Raw genomic sequence first — 18864 nt, forward strand, 5'->3', positions numbered from 1 at the left:
GAGCGAGCCGTCCAGCGTGAGCGCAGTCTCCTCCCGACTCCCCGTCTTCCCCTGGGACCGCCTGGAGCCCTACAAGGCCACCGCCGCCGCCCACCCCGACGGCATCGTCGACCTCTCCGTCGGCACCCCGGTGGACCCCGTGCCCGCGCTCGTGCAGCGAGCCCTGGCCGACGCCGCCGACAGCCCCGGCTACCCCACGGTGTGGGGCACGCCCGCGCTGCGCGACGCGCTCACCGGCTGGGTGGAGCGCCGGCTGGGCGCCAAGGGCGTCGGGCACACCAACGTGCTGCCCGTCGTCGGCTCCAAGGAGCTGGTGGCCTGGCTGCCCACCCAGCTCGGCCTGGGCCCCGGCGACAAGGTCGCCTACCCGCGCCTGGCCTACCCGACGTACGAGGTCGGCGCCCGCCTCGCCGGCGCCGAGCCCGTCGTCTACGACGAGCCCACGGATCTCGACCCCACCGGCCTCAAGCTGCTCTGGCTCAACTCCCCGTCGAACCCGACCGGGCGCGTGCTGTCCGCCGAGGAGCTGCGGCGCACCGTCGCCTGGGCGCGCGAGCACGGTGTCCTGGTGTTCAGCGACGAGTGCTACCTGGAGCTGGGCTGGGAGACCGAGCCCGTCTCGGTGCTCCACCCGGACGTCTGCGGCGGCTCGTTCGAGGGGATCGTCGCCGTCCACTCGCTGTCCAAGCGCTCCAACCTGGCGGGCTACCGCGCCGCGTTCCTCGCCGGCGACGCCGCCGTCCTGGGCGAGCTGCTCCAGATCCGCAAGCATGGCGGCATGATGGTCGCCGCCCCGGTGCAGGCGGCCACCGTCGCCGCCCTCGGCGACACCGCGCACGTCACCGAGCAGCGCGCGCGCTACGCCCACCGCCGGGCGGCGCTGCGGGCGGCCTTCGAGGGCGCCGGCTTCCGCATCGAGCACAGCGAGGCGTCGCTGTACCTGTGGGCCACGCGGGACGAGCCCTGCTGGGACACCGTCGGCGCGCTGGCCGAGCGCGGCATCCTCGTCGCGCCGGGCGACTTCTACGGCGCCGCGGGCGACCGCTTCGTGCGGATCGCCTTCACCGCCACCGACGAGCGGGTGGAGGCGGCCGTCCGCCGCCTGGCCGGCTAGCGGGGACGGACGTGCGCGAGGGCCCGGGAGAACTCCTCCCGGGCCCTCGCGCGCCGGGCCTGTTCCGGACCGCCGGGTCAGCCGCCGAGGTTCGGCAGCGCCTTGGTGGCGCCGCCCCCCAGGTTGCCGGCGGGCAGGCCCTTGCCGCCGCTCTTGGCCACGCCCTGCGCGGCGCCGCCGACGGCCTGGCCCGCCTGGCCCGCGAGCTGGCCGGTGGTGCGCTGGGTGGCGTCCAGGCCCTGCTTGCTGGCCTTGCCCGTGGTGTGCAGCGCCTGCTGGGTGGCGGGCAGGGTGGTGTGCACAACCTTGTTCCCGGCATCCGTCGTCAGCGCGCCGGCCTGGTGGGAGACCGCGTCGACCTTGTTGCCCAGCTGCGCGCCGTCCGCCATGTTCACCGCGCCGAGGGCGTCGGGGGCCTTGAGGGTGTCCGCGTTGGCCGCGCCGGCCGCGCCGACGGCGGAGGCGGCGCCCGCCGCGACGATCAGGGCGGCCTGGGCGATCCGACGCGTGAGGGGGAGGGACATGTTGCTCCTTCGACGGAGATGAAGTCGGTTGCTGTCCGGCGTGCGGACGCTGTGACTACCGCCCGAGCCCGAGGAAGGTTGCGGTGCCCAGAAGTAAAGAGTTGGCAATGCATCGCATGATCCGATCTATGAACAATCGGGTGAACCGGACCGGCCGTTGAGGTGCCGAAAAAGCCGACAACCCTTTGTTCATCAGGGATGCCGGGGCGGTCCCGGGAATTCGGAAGCAGCCCTGCCCCAAGGGCCACACACGGCAACCTCCGGTTCCGACGGTTGCCCCGGTAGGGGGTGCGGTCGCACTACTGAGCGGTCGTGATCCGCACCGCGGCCGGGCCCTCGTCCGTCCCGCCCGCACTCCACCGCCAGCCGTCCCGCGAATCCTCCGCGGTCCACACCCGGCCGTCGAAGGAGACGCGCTCGACGCGCAGTTCGGCGGCGTGCGCCACCGCCCAGGAGGCCAGCTCCCAGCCGCGCCGCCGCGGTCCGTTGTCCGCCGCGGCGGTGGGCACCGGCCGGGCCGGGACGGAGACGGTGCGGGACGGGGCCGCGCCCTTCCCGCCGCCCGACACGCCGGTGGCCGGCAGGACGGACGGGCCGAAGTCCCGCCGCAGCCCGGCCCGCACCGCCGACGGGTCCCCGGCCTTGCCGTCGCTCGGACTGGTCGAACAGCTGAACGCGGCAGGCGCCCGCCCGGTCAGCGCCGCGGCGAGCAACGACGCTCCCGGCTCGTGCTTCGCGTACGCCTGCGGGAAGCCGCTGCGCTGCACCCGCTGGGCCGCCACCGTCAGCGGCAGCCGCGAATAGCCCGGCACCCGGACGAGGTGGTCGTAGAACGCGCCCGTGGCGTACACCGGATCGGTGATCTGCCGGGCGGTGCCCCAGCCCTGGGTCGGCCGCTGCTGGAACAGGCCCAGCGAATCGCGGTCGCCGTGGTGGATGTTGCGCAGCCCCGACTCCTGCATCGCGGTCGCCAGCGCGATGGTCACCGCCCGCTCCGGCAGCCCGCGCGAGGTGCCCACGGCGGTGATCGTCGAGGCGTTCCCCGCCTGCTCGGGATCGAGCGAGTACGACTCCCCGTCCGCGCTCACCGTGCAGCGCGGCGCCCCCGGGCCACCCGTGACGAAGTGCGCGACCAGGTAGCCGATCAGCGCCAGCAGCACGGCACCGGCGGCCCCGACGCGCAGCAGCCGCCCGCGGCGGACAGGGAAGATCGGGGACATGCGCCCACGTTACTTGACGGAGCGGACGGACTGCCGTTCCCCGACCGGGCGCCGGTTCGGGAGCGTCGCGAGGACGGCGCGGGTGTCGGAGGCAGGGGTTAGAGTCGCCTGTATGGAGCACGCCGCACTCGATCTGTCCCTCGACGCCGCCGCCCTGACCGCTCAACTGGTCGACTTCCCCTCGGTCAGCGGCTCGGAGGGGCCGCTCGCCGACGCGATCGAGCGGGAGCTGAGGAAGCTGCCGCACCTGACGGTGGACCGGCACGGCAACAACGTCGTCGCCCGCACCGATCTGGGCCATGCCGAGCGCGTCGTCCTCGCGGGCCACATCGACACCGTCCCCATCGCGGACAACGTGCCGTCCCGGCTGGACGACAAGGGCGTGCTGTGGGGGTGCGGCACCAGCGACATGAAGTCCGGCGTCGCCGTGCAGCTGCGCCTCGCCGCGACCGTGCCGGCCCCCAACCGCGACCTGACCTTCGTCTTCTACGACAACGAGGAGGTCGCCGCCCACCTCAACGGCCTCGGGCACATCGCCGAGGCCCATCCCGACTGGCTGGCGGGCGACTTCGCCGTCCTGCTCGAGCCGTCCGACGGCGAGGTCGAGGGCGGCTGCCAGGGCACCCTGCGGGTGATCCTGAAGACCGCGGGCGAGCGCGCCCACTCCGCGCGGAGCTGGATGGGGTCCAACGCGATCCACACCGCCGCGCCGATCCTCGCCCGGCTGGCCGCCTACGAGCCCCGACGGCCCGTCATCGACGGCCTGGAGTACCACGAGGGGCTCAACGCGGTGCGGATCTCCGGCGGGGTGGCGGGCAACGTCGTGCCGGACGAGTGCGCCGTGACGGTGAACTTCCGCTACGCGCCGGACCGCACCCAGGAGGAGGCGCTCGCGCACGTCCGCGAGGTGTTCGAGGGCTGCGGCGTCGCCGAGGTGATCGTGGACGACCACTCGCCCGGCGCGCTGCCCGGCCTCTCGCACCCGGCCGCGGTGGCCTTCATGGCGGCCGTCGGCGGCACCGCGAAGCCCAAGTTCGGCTGGACGGACGTCTCCCGCTTCAGCGCGCTCGGCGTGCCCGCGGTCAACTACGGCCCCGGCGACCCCCTGTACGCCCACAAGCGGGACGAGCACGTGGTCGTCGAGCGGATCCTGCACTGCGAGGAGCGGCTGCGGAACTGGCTCACGGCGTGATCGCGCTCTTCGTGGGCAGCCTACGCTGAACTGCACCAACGGCAGCGGAGGGAGCACGGAATGGTCAATTCCGAAGGGGCGCGCAGGCGCGAGCAGCGCAGGGGGCCGGTGCTGCGGCGGCACGGCCAGATGCAGCAGGGAACCACGGACCAGCACCTGCTGGACACCCGGGGCACGGCGGACTGGGTGCACGAGGACCCGTTCCGGGTGCTGCGCATCCAGTCCGAGTTCGTCGAGGGCTTCGGCGCCCTCGCCGAACTGCCGCCCGCGATCAGCGTGTTCGGCTCGGCGCGCACCCCGCGCGAGAGTCCCGAGTACGAGGCCGCCGAGGCCATCGGGCGCGGCCTGGTCGAGGCCGGCTTCGCGGTCATCACCGGCGGCGGGCCCGGGGCGATGGAGGCCGCGAACAAGGGCGCCATGGAGGCCGGCGGCGTCTCCGTCGGCCTCGGCATCGAGCTGCCCTTCGAGCAGGGCATCAACCCCTATGTGAACCTCGGGGTGGACTTCCGCTACTTCTTCGTCCGCAAGACGATGTTCGTGAAGTACGCGAGCGGCTTCGTGGTGCTGCCGGGCGGACTGGGCACGCTGGACGAGCTGTTCGAGGCGCTCACCCTGGTGCAGACCAAGAAGGTGACACGGTTCCCGATCGTGCTGTTCGGCTCCGAGTACTGGGGCGGGCTGGTGCGCTGGGTCGAGGAGACCCTGGTCGCCCAGGGGAAGGTCAGCGCCCACGACCTCCAGCTCTTCCACCTCACCGACGACGTGGAAGAGGCGATCGGGCTGGTCACCAAGGAGGCCGGGGCCTGACGCCCGCGGGCCCGGACGGGCCGGGGCGGCGCCCCGGCCACGGGCCTGTGCCGGGCCGCGGCCGACGGCCGGCCGCCCGCGACGGACGCCACCACGTCCGGCACCTGCTCGGGCTGTGCCTCCCGATGCCGGTCCCGCGAGGTTCGGCGCCGGGCACCTCATTGGGTGGCGGTTCCGCCGCCAGGCCAGCCCCTGTCAGCCACGGTGGCCTGCGATGGACGCCACCATGTCCAGCACCTGCTCGGGCTGTGCCTCCCGATGCCGGCCTCGCGAGGTTCGGCGCCGGGCGCCTCGCCGGCTTCGGCCGACTGCGTCGGACTCCGTCCGCCGGGTGGTGGTTCTGGCGTCAGGCCAGGCCTCGTCGGGCCACTGCGGGGGGTCGGTGGCCTGCGATGGACGCCACCATGTCCAGCACCTGCTTGGTCTCCGCGACCTCGTGGACCCGGTAGACCTGGGCCCCCAGCCAGGCCGAGACGGCCGTCGTGGCCAGCGTGCCCAGGACGCGTTCCTTGACCGGCCGGTCGAGGGTCTCGCCGACGAAGTCCTTGTTCGACAGCGAGACCAGGACGGGCCAGCCGGTGGCGGCCATCTCGTCCAGCCGACGGGTCGCCTCCAGCGAGTGCCGGGTGTTCTTCCCGAAGTCGTGGCCCGGGTCGATCATGATGCCGTCGTGGCGCACCCCCAGGGCCACGGCCCGCTCGGCCAGGCCCAGGGTGACCCGCAGGACGTCGGCCATCACGTCCTCGTACTCCGTCCGGTGCGGCCGGGTGCGCGGCTCGACGCCGCCCGCGTGGGTGCAGACCAGACCGGCCCCGTGGCGGGCGGCGACCTCGGCCAGCCGGGGGTCCACGCCGCCCCACGCGTCGTTGAGCACGTCGGCGCCCGCCTCGCACACCGCCTCGCCGACCTCGTGCCGCCAGGTGTCCACGCTGATCACCACGTCCGGGTGGCGACGGCGCACCTCCGCGACGAACCCGACGGTCCGGCGCGCCTCCTCCTCGGCCGTCACCTCCTCGCCGGGGCCGGCCTTCACCCCGCCGATGTCGATGATCGCGGCGCCCTCCGCGACGGCCTGCTCGACCCGGGCCAGCGCCGGCTCGTCCCGGAAGGTGGCGCCCTGGTCGTAGAAGGAATCCGGTGTCCGGTTCACGATCGCCATGATCACCGGCTCGTGAGCGTCGAACTCGCGTCGTCCCAGCCGCAGCATTTCCCGCACTCCCTCTCCATGGTCCGCAGTGACCTTAGCTGTCAGTGGCGCATGGCACGATCGGGGTGGACGGATCGACTGACGGGAAACTCTCGGGGAGACGGCGTGTTCTGGTTCTTGCTCATCGCGCTGGTCGTGGTGGTGGCCGCGGTCACGCTCGCGGTGCTGGGCGGCAGGGGCGGTGTGCTGCCCGAGGCGGAGCCCGACCGGATCGCCTGGCCGCTGCCCGCCGGGCGCCCGCTGGCCCGCGCCGACGTCGAGGCCCTGCGGCTGCCGGTCGCGCCGCGCGGCTACCGGATGACGGAGACGGACGACGTGCTGGACCGGCTGGCGGCGGAGCTCGCCGAGCGGGACGCGCGGATCGCGGAGCTCGAGGCGGCGCTGGCGGGGGCACGGGCGGCGGCCGCGGCGGCGGCGCGGGACGACGCCGCCGCTCCGGAGGACGCGAAGGGGGAGGAGTCGTGAGCGGCGGCGCGATCCTCGGGCCGGACGGGCTGGCGCGCTGTCCCTGGGGGCTGGAGGCGGAGTCCATGGCGGACTACCGCGCGTACCACGACACGGAGTGGGGCGTCCCCGTGCGCGGGGACGACGCCCTCTTCGAGCGGATATGCCTGGAGGCGTTCCAGTCCGGGCTGTCCTGGCTGACGATCCTGCGCCGCCGCGAGGGCTTCCGGGCGGCCTTCGCCGGATTCTCCATCGCGGAGGTGGCCGCCTTCACGGAGGCGGACGCGGAGCGGCTGCTGGCCGACCCCGGGATCATCCGCAACCGGGCGAAGATCGCGGCGGCGCTGTCGAACGCGCGGGTCGCCGCCGCGTGGGCGCCGGGGGAACTGACGGAGCTCGTCTGGTCGTTCGCCCCCGCCTCCGGTGCGCGGCGCGCTCCGCGCACGGCGGCGGAGGTGCCGGCGGTGACGCCGGAGTCGACGGCGCTGGCGAAGGAGTTGAAGAGGCGGGGGTTCCGGTTCGTGGGGCCGACGACGGCGTATGCGTTGATGCAGGCGTGCGGGCTGGTGAACGATCACTTGGCCGGGTGCCATGTGCGGCGGGGCCGCGGGTAGGGGGCGGTGCTGTTCGTGGGGAGGGTGCCCCGGTCCCGCCCTTCACCGTTTCCGCAGGGGCTGCGCCCCTTCGTAACCCCGCGGCGCGCGGTGCGTGCCCGGACGCGGGGGCTTCGCCCCCTGCACCCCCGAAGCGCCCTTCGGGCGCTGTTCTCAAGCGCCGGGCGCGCACTTCAGCCTGTCCGGCGTTTGAGGACGAGCGGCGGAGCCGCGATGCGGGGTCCGGGGCGGAGCCCCGGTGGAGGTACGGGGGCGCAGCCCCGCGGAAACGGTGAAAGGGCGGGGCGGGGAGAAAAGATCAGCGGCCCAGGAACGTCGGCCGCTCCTTCTTCAGGAACGACTCCACCGCCGCCCGGTGGTCCTCCGACGCCCCCGCCACCGCCTGGAGCTCCTCCTCCACCCCCAGCGTCTCGCGCAGCGACCGCTCCGCCCCGGACGCCAGGGCCTTCTTGATCGCCGCGTAGGCGACCGTCGGCCCCGAGGCGAGCCGCCGGGCGGCGGCCTCGGCCGTCGCGGCCAGCTCCCCCGCCGGGACGACCTTGTTCGCGATGCCCAGCTCCAGCGCCTCCTCGGCGGAGATGTTGCGGGGGAAGAGCAGGAGATCGGAGGCCCGTCCGTGGCCGACGAGGCGCGGGAGGGTCCACGAGACGCCCGAGTCGCCGGCGAGCCCCACCCCCGCGAAGGCCGTGTTGAAGGCCGCCGTGTCGGCGACGACCCGGTAGTCCGCCGCGAAGGCGAAACCCGCGCCGGCCCCGGCCGCGGCCCCGTTCACCGCCGCGACCACCGGCTTGGGCATCTCCGCGATGGCCAGGGTGATGGGGGAGTAGTGGTCCCGGACCGTGTCCCAGGTCCGGTTCGTCCCGCGCTCGCGGTCCGCGGCCAGCGAGGCCGTGTGCTCCTTGAGGTCCTGCCCCACGCAGAAGGCCCGCCCCGTGCCGGTGAGCAGCACGGCGCGCACGGCCCGGTCCTCCGCCGCCCGCCGCAGCGCGTCGCGGAGGGCGATCTTGGTGTCCGTGTCCAGCGCGTTCATGGCGTCGGGCCGGTTCAGGGTGATCGTCGCGAGCCCGTCGCTCACCTCGTACAGCACGGTGTCGGCCATGGTGCGTCCTCCCTCGATCGGCTGCGGTCCGCGGCCAGCTTGCCGCAGATCTCCGACGGGCGGCATGTGAGCTGCGTCAAAGAATCGGGCGTCCGTACGGGTACGACGTTGGTGGGCAACTGCGGAGCAATCCCCGAATTGGGTGGTTTTGCCGGAGCGTGTTGCCGAAGGGATGCCGACCGATGTTGGTCATTGGGTCGCGCGATGCGGGATAATGGCCTGGAAGCAATGTGTTCGATGCCGGTGACACGTGCCCTTTGAAAGGGGTTGTCGGCTGACGATGAGCTGGTTTCAGGAAGGGGAACGAGCATGGCGGCCATGAAGCCGCGGACGGGCGACGGCCCGCTCGAGGTGACCAAGGAGGGGCGGGGCATCGTCATGCGGGTTCCGCTCGAGGGCGGCGGTCGTCTCGTCGTCGAGCTGACCCCGGACGAGGCGGCGGCTCTTGCCGACGCCCTGAAGAACGTCGTCGTCTGAGTCTGACTGAGTCTGACGCACGGACCACGGTCCTTCGCCGACTTCCCTTGCTCCGGCAGCCTCACGGCTGTCGGGGCAAGGGTGTTTTGGGGCAAGGGCTTTTCCGGCCCTTCCCGCCCGGCGGGTGGCCGGATTCCGCCCTCGGCGGCCGTCGGGTCAGCCGCTGCGCCGGGCGGCGCACAGCAGCCCGTCGCCCACCGGCAGCAGGGACGGCACCAGCACGCTGGACTCCCGTACGGCCCGCAGGAGTTCCCGCAGCCGGAGCACCTCGGCGGGCTGGGCGGCGGAGTCCACCGTGCGGCCGTCCGCGAAGACGCCCTCGAAGCACACCAGGCCCCCGGGCCGCAGCAGACGCAACGATTCCGCTAGGTAGTCGAGGTACTCGAGCCGGTCCCCGTCGCAGAACACCAGGTCGTAGCCGCCGTCCGCGAGGCGCGGCAGCACCTCCAGGGCGCGGCCGGGGATGAAGCGGGCGCGGTTGCCGGCGAAGCCCGCGGCGCGGAACGCCTGCCGGGCGAACTGCTGGCACTCGGGGTCGCTGTCCACCGTCGTCAGCACGCCGTCGGGGCGCATGCCGTGCAGGAGGTGCAGGCCGGACACCCCGGTGCCGGTGCCGATCTCGGCGACGGCCTTGGCGTCGACCGCCGCGGCGAGCAGGCGCAGCGCGGAGCCGGTGCCGGAGGACACCGAGCGCAGGCCCGCCTCGTCGGCCCGGTCGCGCGCCCAGAGCAGTGCCGGGTCGTCGATGTGCTCGACGCCGTACGCATCGGCGAACGCCCAGCTCGTCTGCCGGTTGCCGGTAATGGCCCTCTCCTGTCCCCATGTGTCGACGCAACGGTGACTGTATCCGCTGCGGTCGGGAACCCGCAGATGGGACCGTGCGTTGACGCGATGAGGAGACGGCGTGAGGGGGCCGTGGGGGCCCGGTGGGAGTCCCCGGCCGGTCCGGAAACGGATCAAACCCAAAAGCAGGTCAAAATTCCTTATCCGGAGCTAACGGGCGAGGTGGATATGGTAGGGGCTCCACTGGACACCACCAGAGCCGACAGGGGAGGTGCGGCTACGTGCAGCGGCCCCCGCGGAGTGCTCAGGCGCTTCCGGCGGACCGCCGACGAGCCGAAATCCGTGACCGACACCGCTGACCGTTCCGCCACCCGGAATTCCGCAACCGCGACTTTCGCCAGCGACGCGGACTCGCAGGCGTGGACCCCTCCCACCTGGGAGGAGATCGTCAGCACGCACAGCGCACGGGTCTACCGTCTCGCCTACCGCCTCACCGGCAACCAGCATGACGCCGAGGACCTCACCCAGGAGGTCTTCGTCCGCGTCTTCCGCTCGCTGTCCACCTACACCCCGGGGACGTTCGAGGGGTGGCTGCACCGCATCACCACCAACCTGTTCCTCGACATGGTCCGCCGCCGCCAGCGCATCCGCTTCGACGCGCTGGGCGACGACGCCGCCGAGCGGCTCCCCAGCCGCGAGCCGTCCCCCCAGCAGCACTTCAACGACACGCACTTCGACGCGGACGTCCAGCAGGCGCTGGACACCCTCGCCCCGGAGTTCCGGGCCGCGGTTGTGCTCTGCGACATCGAGGGGCTGTCCTACGAGGAGATCGCGGCGACGCTCGGCGTGAAGCTGGGCACCGTCCGCAGCCGCATCCACCGCGGCCGTTCCCACCTGCGCAAGGCGCTCCGGCACCGGTCCCCCTCCGCCCGTGCGGAGCAGCGTGCCGAGCAACGCGCCGTGGTGGGGGCCGGCGCCGGCCCCCCGCGGAGTGGGGGGGTCGGGGTCGCGTGAGCGGTTCAGGCGGTCAGTCCCCCCCCGAGCAGCATATCGGCGACCCCCACGCGGCCCTGGTCGACGGGGAGTTGGGACACGAATAGCGGGAGCGGGCCCCCGCCCGCCGCCCCACCCCCCGCGGCCGTCCCCCCCGGCCCACGGCGCGCCGCCCCCGGCCCCCCCCCGCCGGGGGGGCGCCGCGGGCCGAGCACCGCGCGGGGGGGGGGGCGGGCGCCGCCCCCCGGCTGAGTGGGGAGGTCGGGATCGCGTGAGCGGTTCAGGCGGTCAGTCCCCCGCCGAGCAGCATCTCGGCGACCGCCTCGCGGCCCTGGTCGACGGGGAGTTGGGACACGAATCGCGGGAGCGGGTGCTCGCCCATCTCGCCACCTGTGGAAAGTGCAAAGCGGAAGCCGACGCCCAGCGTCGGCTCAAGAGCGTGTTCGCCGAGGCCCCGCCTCCGCCGCTCTCGGAGGCCCTGCTGGCCCGGCTCCAGGCCCTGCCGGGCGTGGGGATGGACGGCCCTGCCGGGCCGGGTGCGTCCGCCGCGGACGGCGACGGCGACGAGGGCCGGACGCGGTGGCGCGGCGGGCTCGACCCCCGGGCCGACGCCTTCGCGCTGGTGCCCCTCGCCGGCCTGACGCCCCGTGAGCACGGCTTCCGGATCCACGAGATGGGGCGGGGGGCGTCGCGCGGGCGGCGGTTCGGGATCGCGGCGGCCGGTGCCGTCACGATCGCGGCCTTCGCCCTGGTCGGCGCCCAGCCGCTGGGGTCGGTCGAGGAGGTGCCCCGGGCCCGGGCCGAGGATCCCCGGGTGTCCACGACGGCGCTCGCCCTCGGCTCCTCCCAGGGCGGGGGCACGGCGCGCGACGCCGTCGTCCACCGGCCCTCGCCGGCCGTCCCGCCCGCCCTGCCGGTCGCCGTCCCGTTCCGGATGCCCCTGCAGACCCCCCTCTCCCGCTGACGCGGGCTGCCCTGCTCACCTGCGGTCGGACCTGGTTGAATCGCCGGTGGGCCGGGCGTCCGGGACGGTGCCGCGGCCCCCGACGAATCGTGGGGGGAGACCGGGATGGACGAGGGCAGGGCGCACTGGTGGAGCCGTACGCGCCGCAGCGCCGACGAGGCGGGGGAACCGCCGGCGCCGCTGCACGGCCCGGACCCGTACAGCACGCCCCCGTACGGCCGCCCGGGCCCCTGGGCCCCGGCTCCGCCGGTCCGGCACCCGGCCGCCCCCGCCGACCGCGACCCGATGGCGGCCGCGGCCGCCCCGCACCCGCCGGAGCCCGGTGCGGGCGGGTGTCCGCAGCCGCACAACCCCGTTGCGGACGGCTTCCAGCAGCAGCCCGTCGGCCCGGCGGCCGGTGCCCCCCAGCTCCAGCACCCCGCCACGGGCGGCCCGGCGGCCCCGCCACCCCCGCGCCCTCGTACGGCCCCCAGCCGTACCCCGCCCCCGCCCGGCCCCCCGTCCTCGGCGTCGCCTCCCCCTATGCCGGATCCCCCTACGCCGGGCCGCAAGGGCCCTGGCAGTACGACCCCTGGGCCGTGGAGCGGCGGGACGAGCCCGTGGCGGGCAAGGGCGTGGCGCGGCGGAAGATCGTCGTCGGGGCGCTCGTCGTGGCGTTGGTCGCCGGCGGCGTGGGCGGCGGGATCGGGGCCTGGCTGGAGCGGGACGGCGGCGGGCGGCACGTGACGCTGCCGCAGGCGCCCGTCGACAGGAGCGAGCGGGACCCGGGCAGCGTCGCCGGGATCGCCGCCCGCGCGCTGCCCGGAGTGGTCACCCTGCACGTGCGCGGCAGCGGCGGGCGGGGGACCGGCACCGGCTTCGTCCTGGACAACAAGGGACACATCCTCACCAACAACCACGTCGTCGAGCCCGCCGGCGACGGCGGCGGGATAGCGGTGACCTTCCACGGCGGCCGGACCGCCAAGGCCACGGTCATCGGCCGCGACAGCGGCTACGACCTGGCCGTCGTGAAGGTCTCGGGCGTCCCGGGGCTCACCCCGCTCGCCCTGGGAAACTCCGACTCCGTGCACGTCGGCGACTCCGTCGTGGCCATCGGCGCGCCCTTCGACCTCGCGGGCACGGTCACCACGGGGATCATCAGCGCCAAGGAACGCCCGATCACCGCGGGCGGCAAGAAGCAGGACGGCAGCGACGTCAGCTACGTGGACGCGCTCCAGACGGACGCCCCGATCAACCCGGGCAACTCCGGCGGCCCGCTGGTGGACTCCCGGGCCCGGGTCATCGGCATCAACAGCGCCATCCGCTCGGCCGGCGGTTCGGAGGCGGGCGGCGGCCAGGGCGGGAGCATAGGGCTGGGTTTCGCCATCCCGATCAACCAGGCCAAGCGCGTCGCCGAGGAGCTGATCAACACGGGCAGGGCCACCCACCCGGTGATCGGCGTCTCGCTCGACATGGCGTACCAGGGCGACGGCGCCCGGGTGAACCCCAAGGGCGGCGGGGGCTCGCCGGTGACCCGGGGCGGCCCGGCGGACAAGGCCGGCATCGAGCCGGGCGACGTCATCAAGAGGATCGATTCCTCGGCCGTCCACAGCGGCCGGGAGCTCATCGTCAAGATCCGCAGTCACCGTCCGGGGGACCGGCTCGTCCTCACCGTGGAGCGCGGCGGCAAGGAGCGGGCCGTGCCGCTGACCCTGGGGTCGGCGAGCTCGGGCTGACCCTTGGCCCGGTGTTGGTCCGGGCGTCTCCCGCGCATCCGCCCGGGCCAGGTACCGTGATAGACGGCCAGAACCTTCGGCCGCCCCCGCATCAAGGAGCTTCAGGTGCTCGACATAGGACTTCCCGAGCTGATCGCGCTCGTCGTCCTCGCTCTGCTCATCTTCGGGCCGGACAAGCTGCCCAAGGTGATCCAGGACATGTCGCGCACCCTGCGCAAGATCCGGCAGTTCTCCGAGAGCGCCAAGGAGGACATCCGCTCCGAGCTGGGGCCGGAGTTCAAGGACTTCGAGTTCGAGGACCTCAATCCCAAGACCTTCGTCCGCAAGCACGTCCTGGACAAGGACGAGCTGGGCCTGAAGGAGATCCGCAACGGCTTCGACCTCAAGTCCGAGATGGCCGAGGTGACCGACGCCGTCAACGGCCGCGACCCGGAGCCCGCCCCGCATTCCGCCGGCGGACCCGACCTGCTCAAGAAGAAGGAACGGCTCCAGCCGGGCGAGCGGCCCCCCTTCGACTCCGACGCCACCTGAGCCTCGCCTGCCGTGCCCCATTGACGGGGGTGGCTATCCTCCCCTTGTCCGGGTTGACGGTGCCCGCGGTACGGGCCGGCCGGGCACGACGGGGCAACGAGGAGGCGCCGCGCAGATGGAGACCACGAGTCGGGCAGGGGCGGCGGGAGCACCCGCCGGAGAGGCGGTCGGCGCGGAGGGGAGCGCTCCGCCGGGCGCGTCCGGCGCCCGGCGCCCGGTCGACGGCTATGTGCAGGCGTCGTTCCCCTGGTACGGCCTGGACGACGCGTTCACCGGACGCCGCTGGCTGATGCAGGTGGGCACGGCGGCCGACGGCACCGTGGAGCACGGCTCGACGGGACACGGTACGGAGCCCAACCTCCGCTCGGGCCGCCCCGACCGGGCGGCATCCCCTTCCGCCGCCCAGCGCTTCTCGGTGGTGGTGACCGTCGCGAGCCGCCCGGTGCGGCGCAGCGCGGACGGTACGGGCGTGCTGGAGGCCACCTCGGTGTCCTCGGCGGCCTGGCTGGCGGGCGCGGGCCTGCTCTCGTACACCTGGCCCGACCGCATGGAGCGCGCCCTGCGGCAGAACTGGCTCGACCAGCAGACCGCCCTCGCCTGGGAGCTGGCGGACCACCTGGACGAGGCCCCCTGGTCCACGCTCTCGCTGCCGGTCGACGGGGTCTCGACCGACTTCCGCTACCGCGAGTCCGAGTACGGCTGGGTCCTCGCCGGCTCCGCGCAGGGCGGAGAGGTGCACATCGGGGCGTACGGGCGCGGGATGAGCGCCTACGGGATGGGCTTCTCGATGATCGGCGACATCACCGCGTACGCGGACCGGGCCGCGTAGGCCCATCGGTCCGCGTACGCGGTGACGGCGGTCAGAACTTGTTGCGCGGCGTGATGCCGAGCGCCATCCCGGACAGCCCGCGCTGCCGCCCGCCCAGCTTGCCGGCGATGGCGCGCAGCGCGCTGCCCGCGGGCGACTCGGGGTCGGTGAGCACGACCGGCCTGCCCTCGTCGCCGCCCTCGCGCAGCCGGACGTCGATGGGGATCGAGCCCAGGACGGGCACGGTGGCGCCGGTGGTCCGGGTCAGCCCGTCGGCGACGAGCTGGCCGCCGCCGGTGCCGAACACGTCGACCATCTCGCCGCAGTGCGGGCAGGGCAGGCCGGACATGTTCTCCACGACGCCGACGATCTTCTGGTGGGTCTGCACGGCGATCGAGCCGGCCCGCTCGGCGACCTCGGCGGCGGCCTGCTGAGGGGTCGTCACCACCAGGATCTCGGCGTTGGGCACCAACTGGGCGACGGAGATGGCGATGTCGCCGGTGCCCGGCGGGAGGTCGAGCAGCAGGACGTCGAGGTCGCCCCAGTAGACGTCGGCCAGGAACTGCTGGAGCGCGCGGTGCAGCATCGGGCCGCGCCAGACGACCGGGGCGTTGCCCGGGGTGAACATGCCGATGGAGATGACCTTCACGCCGTTGGCCGACGGCGGCATGATCATGTTCTCCACCTGGGTGGGGCGGCCGTCGGCGCCCAGCATCCGGGGGACGGAGTGGCCGTAGATGTCCGCGTCCACGACGCCGACCTTGAGGCCGTCGGCCGCCATCGCCGCGGCCAGGTTGACCGTCACCGAGGACTTGCCGACGCCGCCCTTGCCGGACGCCACCGCGTAGACCCGGGTCAGTGAGCCGGGCTTGGCGAACGGCACCTCGCGCTCGGCGACGCCGCCGCGCAGGGAGGCGGCCAGCTCGCGCCGCTGCTCGTCGCTCATCACGTCGAGCTCGACCGTCACGCCCGTCACACCGGCCACGCCGGCGACCGCCTTGCGGACGTTCTCCATGATCGTTTCGCGCATGGGGCAGCCGGAGACCGTCAGGTAGACCGCCACCGCGACCGTCCCGTCCGCCGCGATGCCGACGGATTTCACCATGCCCAGCTCGGTGATGGGCCGGTGGATCTCGGGGTCGTTCACCGTCGCGAGCGCGGCGCGCACCGCCTCTTCGGCGGGGACGGAGTTGGGGGTCTCGGTAGCCATGCCCCGATGGTACGGCGCCCCACCGGCACCCGGGGAAGGGCCGTCAGCGGTCGCGTTCCTCACTCTCCACCGGGCCGCCTCAATTCTTCATGGGCGCGGCGGTGTTCGAGCTCCTTGATCAGCTCCTGGAACTCGGAGCGGATCCAGTCCCGGGTGGCGACCTCGCCGAGCCCCATGCGCAACGCGGCGATCTCCCGGGTGAGGTACTCGGTGTCGGCGATGGACCGTTCGTTCTGCTCGCGGTCCTGCTCCAGGTTGACCCGGTCCCGGTCGTCCTGCCGGTTCTGGGCCAGCAGGATCAGCGGGGCGGCGTACGACGCCTGGAGGGACAGCACCAGGGTCAGGAAGATGAACGGATAGGGGTCGAAGCGGACGTCGGGCGGGGCCGTGGTGTTCCACACCACCCACACCACGATGAGGACCGTCATCCAGACGATGAACCGCCCGGTGCCCAGGAAGCGGGCGATCTTCTCCGAGGTCCGGCCGAACGCCTCCGGGTCGTACTCCGGCAGCCAGCCGCGCCGCTTGAGCTGCGGCTGGTCCAGCCGGACGCGCGGGAGCGGCTGGACGGCGGCGGATCGTTCCTTCAGCCGTTCGCGCTCCTTCTGGCGCTCCCGTTCCCGCATCCGCTCGCGCTGCCGCTCCAGCCGCTCCCACGGGGTGCTCCGGCCCTCAGTGTTCATCCTCCGCCTCCCCCGCTCCGTCCGCTCCGTCGATGCCGCTCATGTCCGGCGCGCCCTGGTGGAGTTCCGTCTCGCGCCAGTCGTCCGGCAGGAGATGGTCCAGCACGTCGTCCACGGTCACCGCGCCCAGCAGCGATCCGCCGGAGTCGACCACGGGCGCCGCGACCATGTTGTACGTGGCCAGGTAGCTGGTCACGGCGCGCAGCGGGGTGTCGGGGCGCAGCGGGCGCAGCTCCGTGTCGGTGATCGAGGCGACGAGGGTGAACGGCGGGTCCCGCAGGAGCCGCTGGAAGTGCACCGTCCCCAGGTACTTCCCGGTCGGCGTCTCGTCCGGCGGCCGGCAGACGTAGACCTGGGCGGCGAGCGCGGGGGACAGGTCCGGGTTGCGGACCCGGGCGAGGGCGTCGGCGACGGTGGCGTCCGGGCGCAGCACGATCGGCTCGGTCGTCATCAGGCCGCCTGCGGTCCGCTCCTCGTACGCCATCAGCCGCCGGACGTCCGCCGCGTCGCCCGGCTGCATCAGCGCCAGCAGGCGTTCGGTGTGCGCCTCGGGGAGCTCGGAGAGCAGGTCGGCGGCGTCGTCCGGGTCCATCGCCTCCAGGACGTCGGCGGCGCGCTCCTCCTTGAGCTTGCCGAGGATCTCGATCTGGTCGTCCTCCGGCAGCTCCTCCAGGACATCCGCGAGCCGGGCGTCGTCGAGGGCCGCGGCCACCTCGGCGCGCCGCTTGGGGGACAGGTGGTGCAGGACGCTGGCGAGGTCGGCGGGGCGCAACTGCTCGAAGGTGGCGAGGAGGTTGGCGGCGCCCTGGCCGTGCTCCTCCAGGGAGAAGCCGGTCACCGCCGACCACTCGACGGTGAGCGTCTCGCCCTTGCGGCGCAGCGCGCCGCCCTTGCCGCGGCGGACGAAGACCTTGTCGATCTCCCACTCGCGGCGGGCCTGGAGCTGGGTGATCGCCACGTCGAGGACGGTGACCTCGTCGCCGGTGGCGACCAGCCGCACCCGGCGGTCGAGGAGCTCGCCGAGGACCAGGGTCTCGGTGGGCCGCTGCTCGAACCGCCGCATGTTGATCACGCCGGTGGAGATGACCTGGCCGGACTCCACGCCCGTGACCCGGGTCATGGGCAGGAAGACGACGCGCCGGCTGGCGACCTCCACCACCAGGCCCAGCACCCGGGGCGGGCGGTTGCCGACGCGCAGCATCGCGACGACGTCGCGGACCCGGCCGACGCGGTCGCCGTTGGGGTCGAAGACGGCCACCCCGGAGAGGTGCGAGACGAACACGCGGGCGTTCGCCGCCATGCCGTGCACCTCCTCCTTCGCCGTTCCCTCCGGCGTTTTCCGGTTCAGGCTAACGTGACCGGCCGTGCGCTGCCGCTCCGCGCCGGTGACGGGAACGGGCGCGAGTACGCTGCCGTATCCAGTGCTGACCAGTGCTGACAGTGCTGACAGGAGGCAGGAGCAGGTGCGAACCCGGAACGCGGCTCTCGTGGGGGGCCTGTGCGTGGTGCTGTCCACGGGCCTGACGGCCTGCGGCGGCGGCGAGGACCCCGACGCGGGGACCAACGGCGTGGGCAAGCTCCGTCCGGCGGTGATCCAGGACAGGGCGCGGGCGGCGGCGAAGGCGGCCGGCGCGGTCCACCTGTCCGGGGCCGTCGTCAGCCAGGGGCGTACGTACCGCATCGACGTGCGCCTGAAGAAGGACGGCGGTACGGGGCGGGTCGCCTCGGGCGAGGTCTCCTTCGAGCTGTTGCGGGTCGGCGAGGAGCTCTTCGTGAAGGGGGACGCGGCGTTCTGGGGGCGGGGAGGGGCGGGATCCGGAGTGGGTGCGAAGCCCGGGGCTTCGGGGGTGCCCGGTGCCGCCGGTTCGTCCTCCGGTTCGTCCTCCGGTCCGTCCGCCGGCCGGACGACGGGCTCGGCCGCGGCCAAGCTGAACGGGAAGTACGTGAAGGTGCCGGCGGGCGATCCGGCATACCGGCAGCTGCGCGGTTTCACCGACAAGGACGTCCTGCTGGACGGGCTCCTCGGGCTGCCCGGAAAGCTGTCGCGTGGGGAGCACGGGACGGTCGGGGGAGTGCGCTCGATCCGGCTCAACGCGGGGGACGCGAAGGGGGCGGGCGGGGTGCTGGACGTGTCCCTCGTCGGGACGCCCTATCCGTTGCGGGTACAACGGGCGGGTGGGGCGGGGCAGTTGAACCTGGGGGATTGGGGGAAGGATTTTGCGTTGAGGGCGCCGGTGAAGGGGGAGACGGTGGATTACGGGGAGCGGATTCCTGCGGGGCGGTGAGGGGGGTTTGCCCCCGGCCCGCCCTTTCACCGTTTCTCCCGGGGCTCCGCCCCTCGGCCCGGCACCGCGCTCCGCGCGGCGGTGCGGGGGCTCTGCTCCCTGCGCCCCCTACCGGGGCTGCGCGCCCCCTGGACCCCCGGAAGCGCCCTTCGGGCGCTGTCCTCAAACGCCGGACGGGCTGAAGTGCGCGCCCG

General features: G+C 73.8%; 19 protein-coding genes and 1 pseudogene. 12 read left to right on the plus strand and 8 right to left on the minus strand.

What is annotated here, in order from left to right:
• Nucleotides 1-16: 16 nt before the first annotated feature.
• Entirely contained in the window at nt 17-1114 is a 1098-nt protein-coding gene (gene dapC, locus I5Q34_RS15455; protein WP_199892753.1) for a succinyldiaminopimelate transaminase, read from the plus strand.
• 77 nt (nt 1115-1191) lie between these two features.
• On the opposite strand, the gene I5Q34_RS15460 is transcribed toward dapC, so the two are convergent.
• Entirely contained in the window at nt 1192-1638 is a 447-nt protein-coding gene (locus I5Q34_RS15460; RefSeq protein WP_199892754.1) for an ATP-binding protein, read from the minus strand.
• Between the two features lie 299 nt (nt 1639-1937).
• A complete protein-coding gene (locus tag I5Q34_RS15465; protein ID WP_199892755.1) occupies nt 1938-2858 on the minus strand; it encodes a hypothetical protein in 921 nt (306 codons plus the stop codon).
• A 112-nt stretch (nt 2859-2970) separates the two neighbouring features.
• Here I5Q34_RS15465 and dapE point away from each other — a divergent pair, with 112 nt between their 5' ends.
• Both dapE and I5Q34_RS15475 read left to right on the plus strand, forming a co-directional pair.
• Complete coding sequence (gene dapE, locus I5Q34_RS15470; RefSeq protein WP_199892756.1) at nt 2971-4050, plus strand: succinyl-diaminopimelate desuccinylase; 1080 nt, start codon at nt 2971-2973, stop codon at nt 4048-4050.
• Nucleotides 4051-4110: 60 nt separating this feature from the next.
• The gene (locus I5Q34_RS15475; protein WP_199892757.1) at nt 4111-4857 is read left to right on the plus strand and encodes a TIGR00730 family Rossman fold protein; all 747 of its coding nucleotides are present in this window, start codon (nt 4111-4113) and stop codon (nt 4855-4857) included.
• A 346-nt stretch (nt 4858-5203) separates the two neighbouring features.
• Here the strand turns inward: I5Q34_RS15475 and folP are convergent, their stop codons facing one another.
• The gene (gene folP, locus I5Q34_RS15480; protein ID WP_199892973.1) at nt 5204-6064 is read right to left on the minus strand and encodes a dihydropteroate synthase; all 861 of its coding nucleotides are present in this window, start codon (nt 6062-6064) and stop codon (nt 5204-5206) included.
• Between the two features lie 105 nt (nt 6065-6169).
• Here folP and I5Q34_RS15485 point away from each other — a divergent pair, with 105 nt between their 5' ends.
• Together I5Q34_RS15485 and I5Q34_RS15490 are read left to right on the plus strand one after the other, a co-directional pair.
• On the plus strand, nt 6170-6529 hold the full coding sequence (locus I5Q34_RS15485) for a DivIVA domain-containing protein (RefSeq protein WP_199892758.1): 360 nt from the start codon (nt 6170-6172) through the stop codon (nt 6527-6529).
• Nucleotides 6526-7122, plus strand: coding sequence for a DNA-3-methyladenine glycosylase I (locus I5Q34_RS15490; protein WP_199892759.1), 597 nt, complete (start codon nt 6526-6528; stop codon nt 7120-7122). Before I5Q34_RS15485 ends, I5Q34_RS15490 begins: the two co-directional genes overlap by 4 nt.
• A gap of 298 nt (nt 7123-7420) precedes the next feature.
• Here I5Q34_RS15490 and I5Q34_RS15495 read toward each other — a convergent pair whose 3' ends face one another.
• Entirely contained in the window at nt 7421-8221 is an 801-nt protein-coding gene (locus tag I5Q34_RS15495; protein WP_199892760.1) for an enoyl-CoA hydratase/isomerase family protein, read from the minus strand.
• Nucleotides 8222-8530: 309 nt separating this feature from the next.
• Between I5Q34_RS15495 and I5Q34_RS15500 the strand changes: the two genes are divergently transcribed.
• On the plus strand, nt 8531-8698 hold the full coding sequence (locus I5Q34_RS15500; protein ID WP_004950282.1) for a DUF3117 domain-containing protein: 168 nt from the start codon (nt 8531-8533) through the stop codon (nt 8696-8698).
• Nucleotides 8699-8854: 156 nt separating this feature from the next.
• Here I5Q34_RS15500 and I5Q34_RS15505 read toward each other — a convergent pair whose 3' ends face one another.
• Nucleotides 8855-9568 carry an O-methyltransferase gene (locus tag I5Q34_RS15505; RefSeq protein ID WP_199892974.1) on the minus strand — a complete coding sequence of 238 codons (714 nt, stop codon included), beginning with the start codon at nt 9566-9568 and terminating at the stop codon, nt 8855-8857.
• A 141-nt stretch (nt 9569-9709) separates the two neighbouring features.
• Between I5Q34_RS15505 and sigE the strand changes: the two genes are divergently transcribed.
• From sigE to I5Q34_RS15530, 5 genes and pseudogenes are all read left to right on the plus strand, one after another.
• Nucleotides 9710-10495 carry an RNA polymerase sigma factor SigE gene (gene sigE, locus I5Q34_RS15510; protein WP_199892761.1) on the plus strand — a complete coding sequence of 262 codons (786 nt, stop codon included), beginning with the start codon at nt 9710-9712 and terminating at the stop codon, nt 10493-10495.
• Nucleotides 10496-10805: 310 nt separating this feature from the next.
• Nucleotides 10806-11030: pseudogene (locus I5Q34_RS36045) on the plus strand (anti-sigma factor); the annotation flags it as partial.
• Between the two features lie 986 nt (nt 11031-12016).
• Entirely contained in the window at nt 12017-13153 is a 1137-nt protein-coding gene (locus I5Q34_RS15520) for a S1C family serine protease (RefSeq protein ID WP_374193015.1), read from the plus strand.
• 105 nt (nt 13154-13258) lie between these two features.
• On the plus strand, nt 13259-13684 hold the full coding sequence (locus I5Q34_RS15525; RefSeq protein WP_199892763.1) for a sec-independent translocase: 426 nt from the start codon (nt 13259-13261) through the stop codon (nt 13682-13684).
• Between the two features lie 115 nt (nt 13685-13799).
• A complete protein-coding gene (locus tag I5Q34_RS15530) occupies nt 13800-14513 on the plus strand; it encodes a hypothetical protein (RefSeq protein WP_199892764.1) in 714 nt (237 codons plus the stop codon).
• 31 nt (nt 14514-14544) lie between these two features.
• Here I5Q34_RS15530 and I5Q34_RS15535 read toward each other — a convergent pair whose 3' ends face one another.
• From I5Q34_RS15535 to I5Q34_RS15545, 3 genes are read right to left on the minus strand one after another with little or no spacing between them, the layout of a single operon-like run.
• A complete protein-coding gene (locus I5Q34_RS15535; protein WP_199892765.1) occupies nt 14545-15702 on the minus strand; it encodes an Mrp/NBP35 family ATP-binding protein in 1158 nt (385 codons plus the stop codon).
• Nucleotides 15703-15761: 59 nt separating this feature from the next.
• Entirely contained in the window at nt 15762-16328 is a 567-nt protein-coding gene (locus I5Q34_RS15540) for a DUF1003 domain-containing protein (RefSeq protein WP_199892975.1), read from the minus strand.
• Between the two features lie 46 nt (nt 16329-16374).
• Nucleotides 16375-17685: a magnesium transporter MgtE N-terminal domain-containing protein gene (locus tag I5Q34_RS15545; RefSeq protein ID WP_199892766.1), complete on the minus strand. Its 1311-nt coding sequence runs from the start codon at nt 17683-17685 to the stop codon at nt 16375-16377.
• Between the two features lie 163 nt (nt 17686-17848).
• On the opposite strand from I5Q34_RS15545, the gene I5Q34_RS15550 reads away from it, so the two are divergent.
• A complete protein-coding gene (locus tag I5Q34_RS15550; protein WP_199892767.1) occupies nt 17849-18670 on the plus strand; it encodes a hypothetical protein in 822 nt (273 codons plus the stop codon).
• Nucleotides 18671-18864: the final 194 nt, after the last annotated feature.

It is taken from the genome of Streptomyces sp. AV19, from assembly GCF_015999245.1.
Classification (GTDB): Bacteria; Actinomycetota; Actinomycetes; order Streptomycetales; family Streptomycetaceae; genus Streptomyces.

Excerpts from the sequence above, each read along its gene's own strand:
- I5Q34_RS15500 (WP_004950282.1), top strand. The coding sequence starts at position 8,531 with ATGGCGGCCATGAAGCCGCGGACGGGCGACGGCCCGCTCGAGGTGACC.
- I5Q34_RS15530 (WP_199892764.1), top strand. The coding sequence starts at position 13,800 with ATGGAGACCACGAGTCGGGCAGGGGCGGCGGGAGCACCCGCCGGAGAG.
- I5Q34_RS15495 (WP_199892760.1), bottom strand. The coding sequence starts at position 8,221 with ATGGCCGACACCGTGCTGTACGAGGTGAGCGACGGGCTCGCGACGATC.
- I5Q34_RS15475 (WP_199892757.1), top strand. The coding sequence starts at position 4,111 with ATGGTCAATTCCGAAGGGGCGCGCAGGCGCGAGCAGCGCAGGGGGCCG.
- sigE (WP_199892761.1), top strand. The coding sequence starts at position 9,710 with ATGGTAGGGGCTCCACTGGACACCACCAGAGCCGACAGGGGAGGTGCG.
- I5Q34_RS15545 (WP_199892766.1), bottom strand. The coding sequence starts at position 17,685 with ATGGCGGCGAACGCCCGCGTGTTCGTCTCGCACCTCTCCGGGGTGGCC.
- I5Q34_RS15465 (WP_199892755.1), bottom strand. The coding sequence starts at position 2,858 with ATGTCCCCGATCTTCCCTGTCCGCCGCGGGCGGCTGCTGCGCGTCGGG.
- folP (WP_199892973.1), bottom strand. The coding sequence starts at position 6,064 with ATGCTGCGGCTGGGACGACGCGAGTTCGACGCTCACGAGCCGGTGATC.
- dapE (WP_199892756.1), top strand. The coding sequence starts at position 2,971 with ATGGAGCACGCCGCACTCGATCTGTCCCTCGACGCCGCCGCCCTGACC.
- I5Q34_RS15540 (WP_199892975.1), bottom strand. The coding sequence starts at position 16,328 with ATGCGGGAACGGGAGCGCCAGAAGGAGCGCGAACGGCTGAAGGAACGA.
- I5Q34_RS15460 (WP_199892754.1), bottom strand. The coding sequence starts at position 1,638 with ATGTCCCTCCCCCTCACGCGTCGGATCGCCCAGGCCGCCCTGATCGTC.
- I5Q34_RS15535 (WP_199892765.1), bottom strand. The coding sequence starts at position 15,702 with ATGGCTACCGAGACCCCCAACTCCGTCCCCGCCGAAGAGGCGGTGCGC.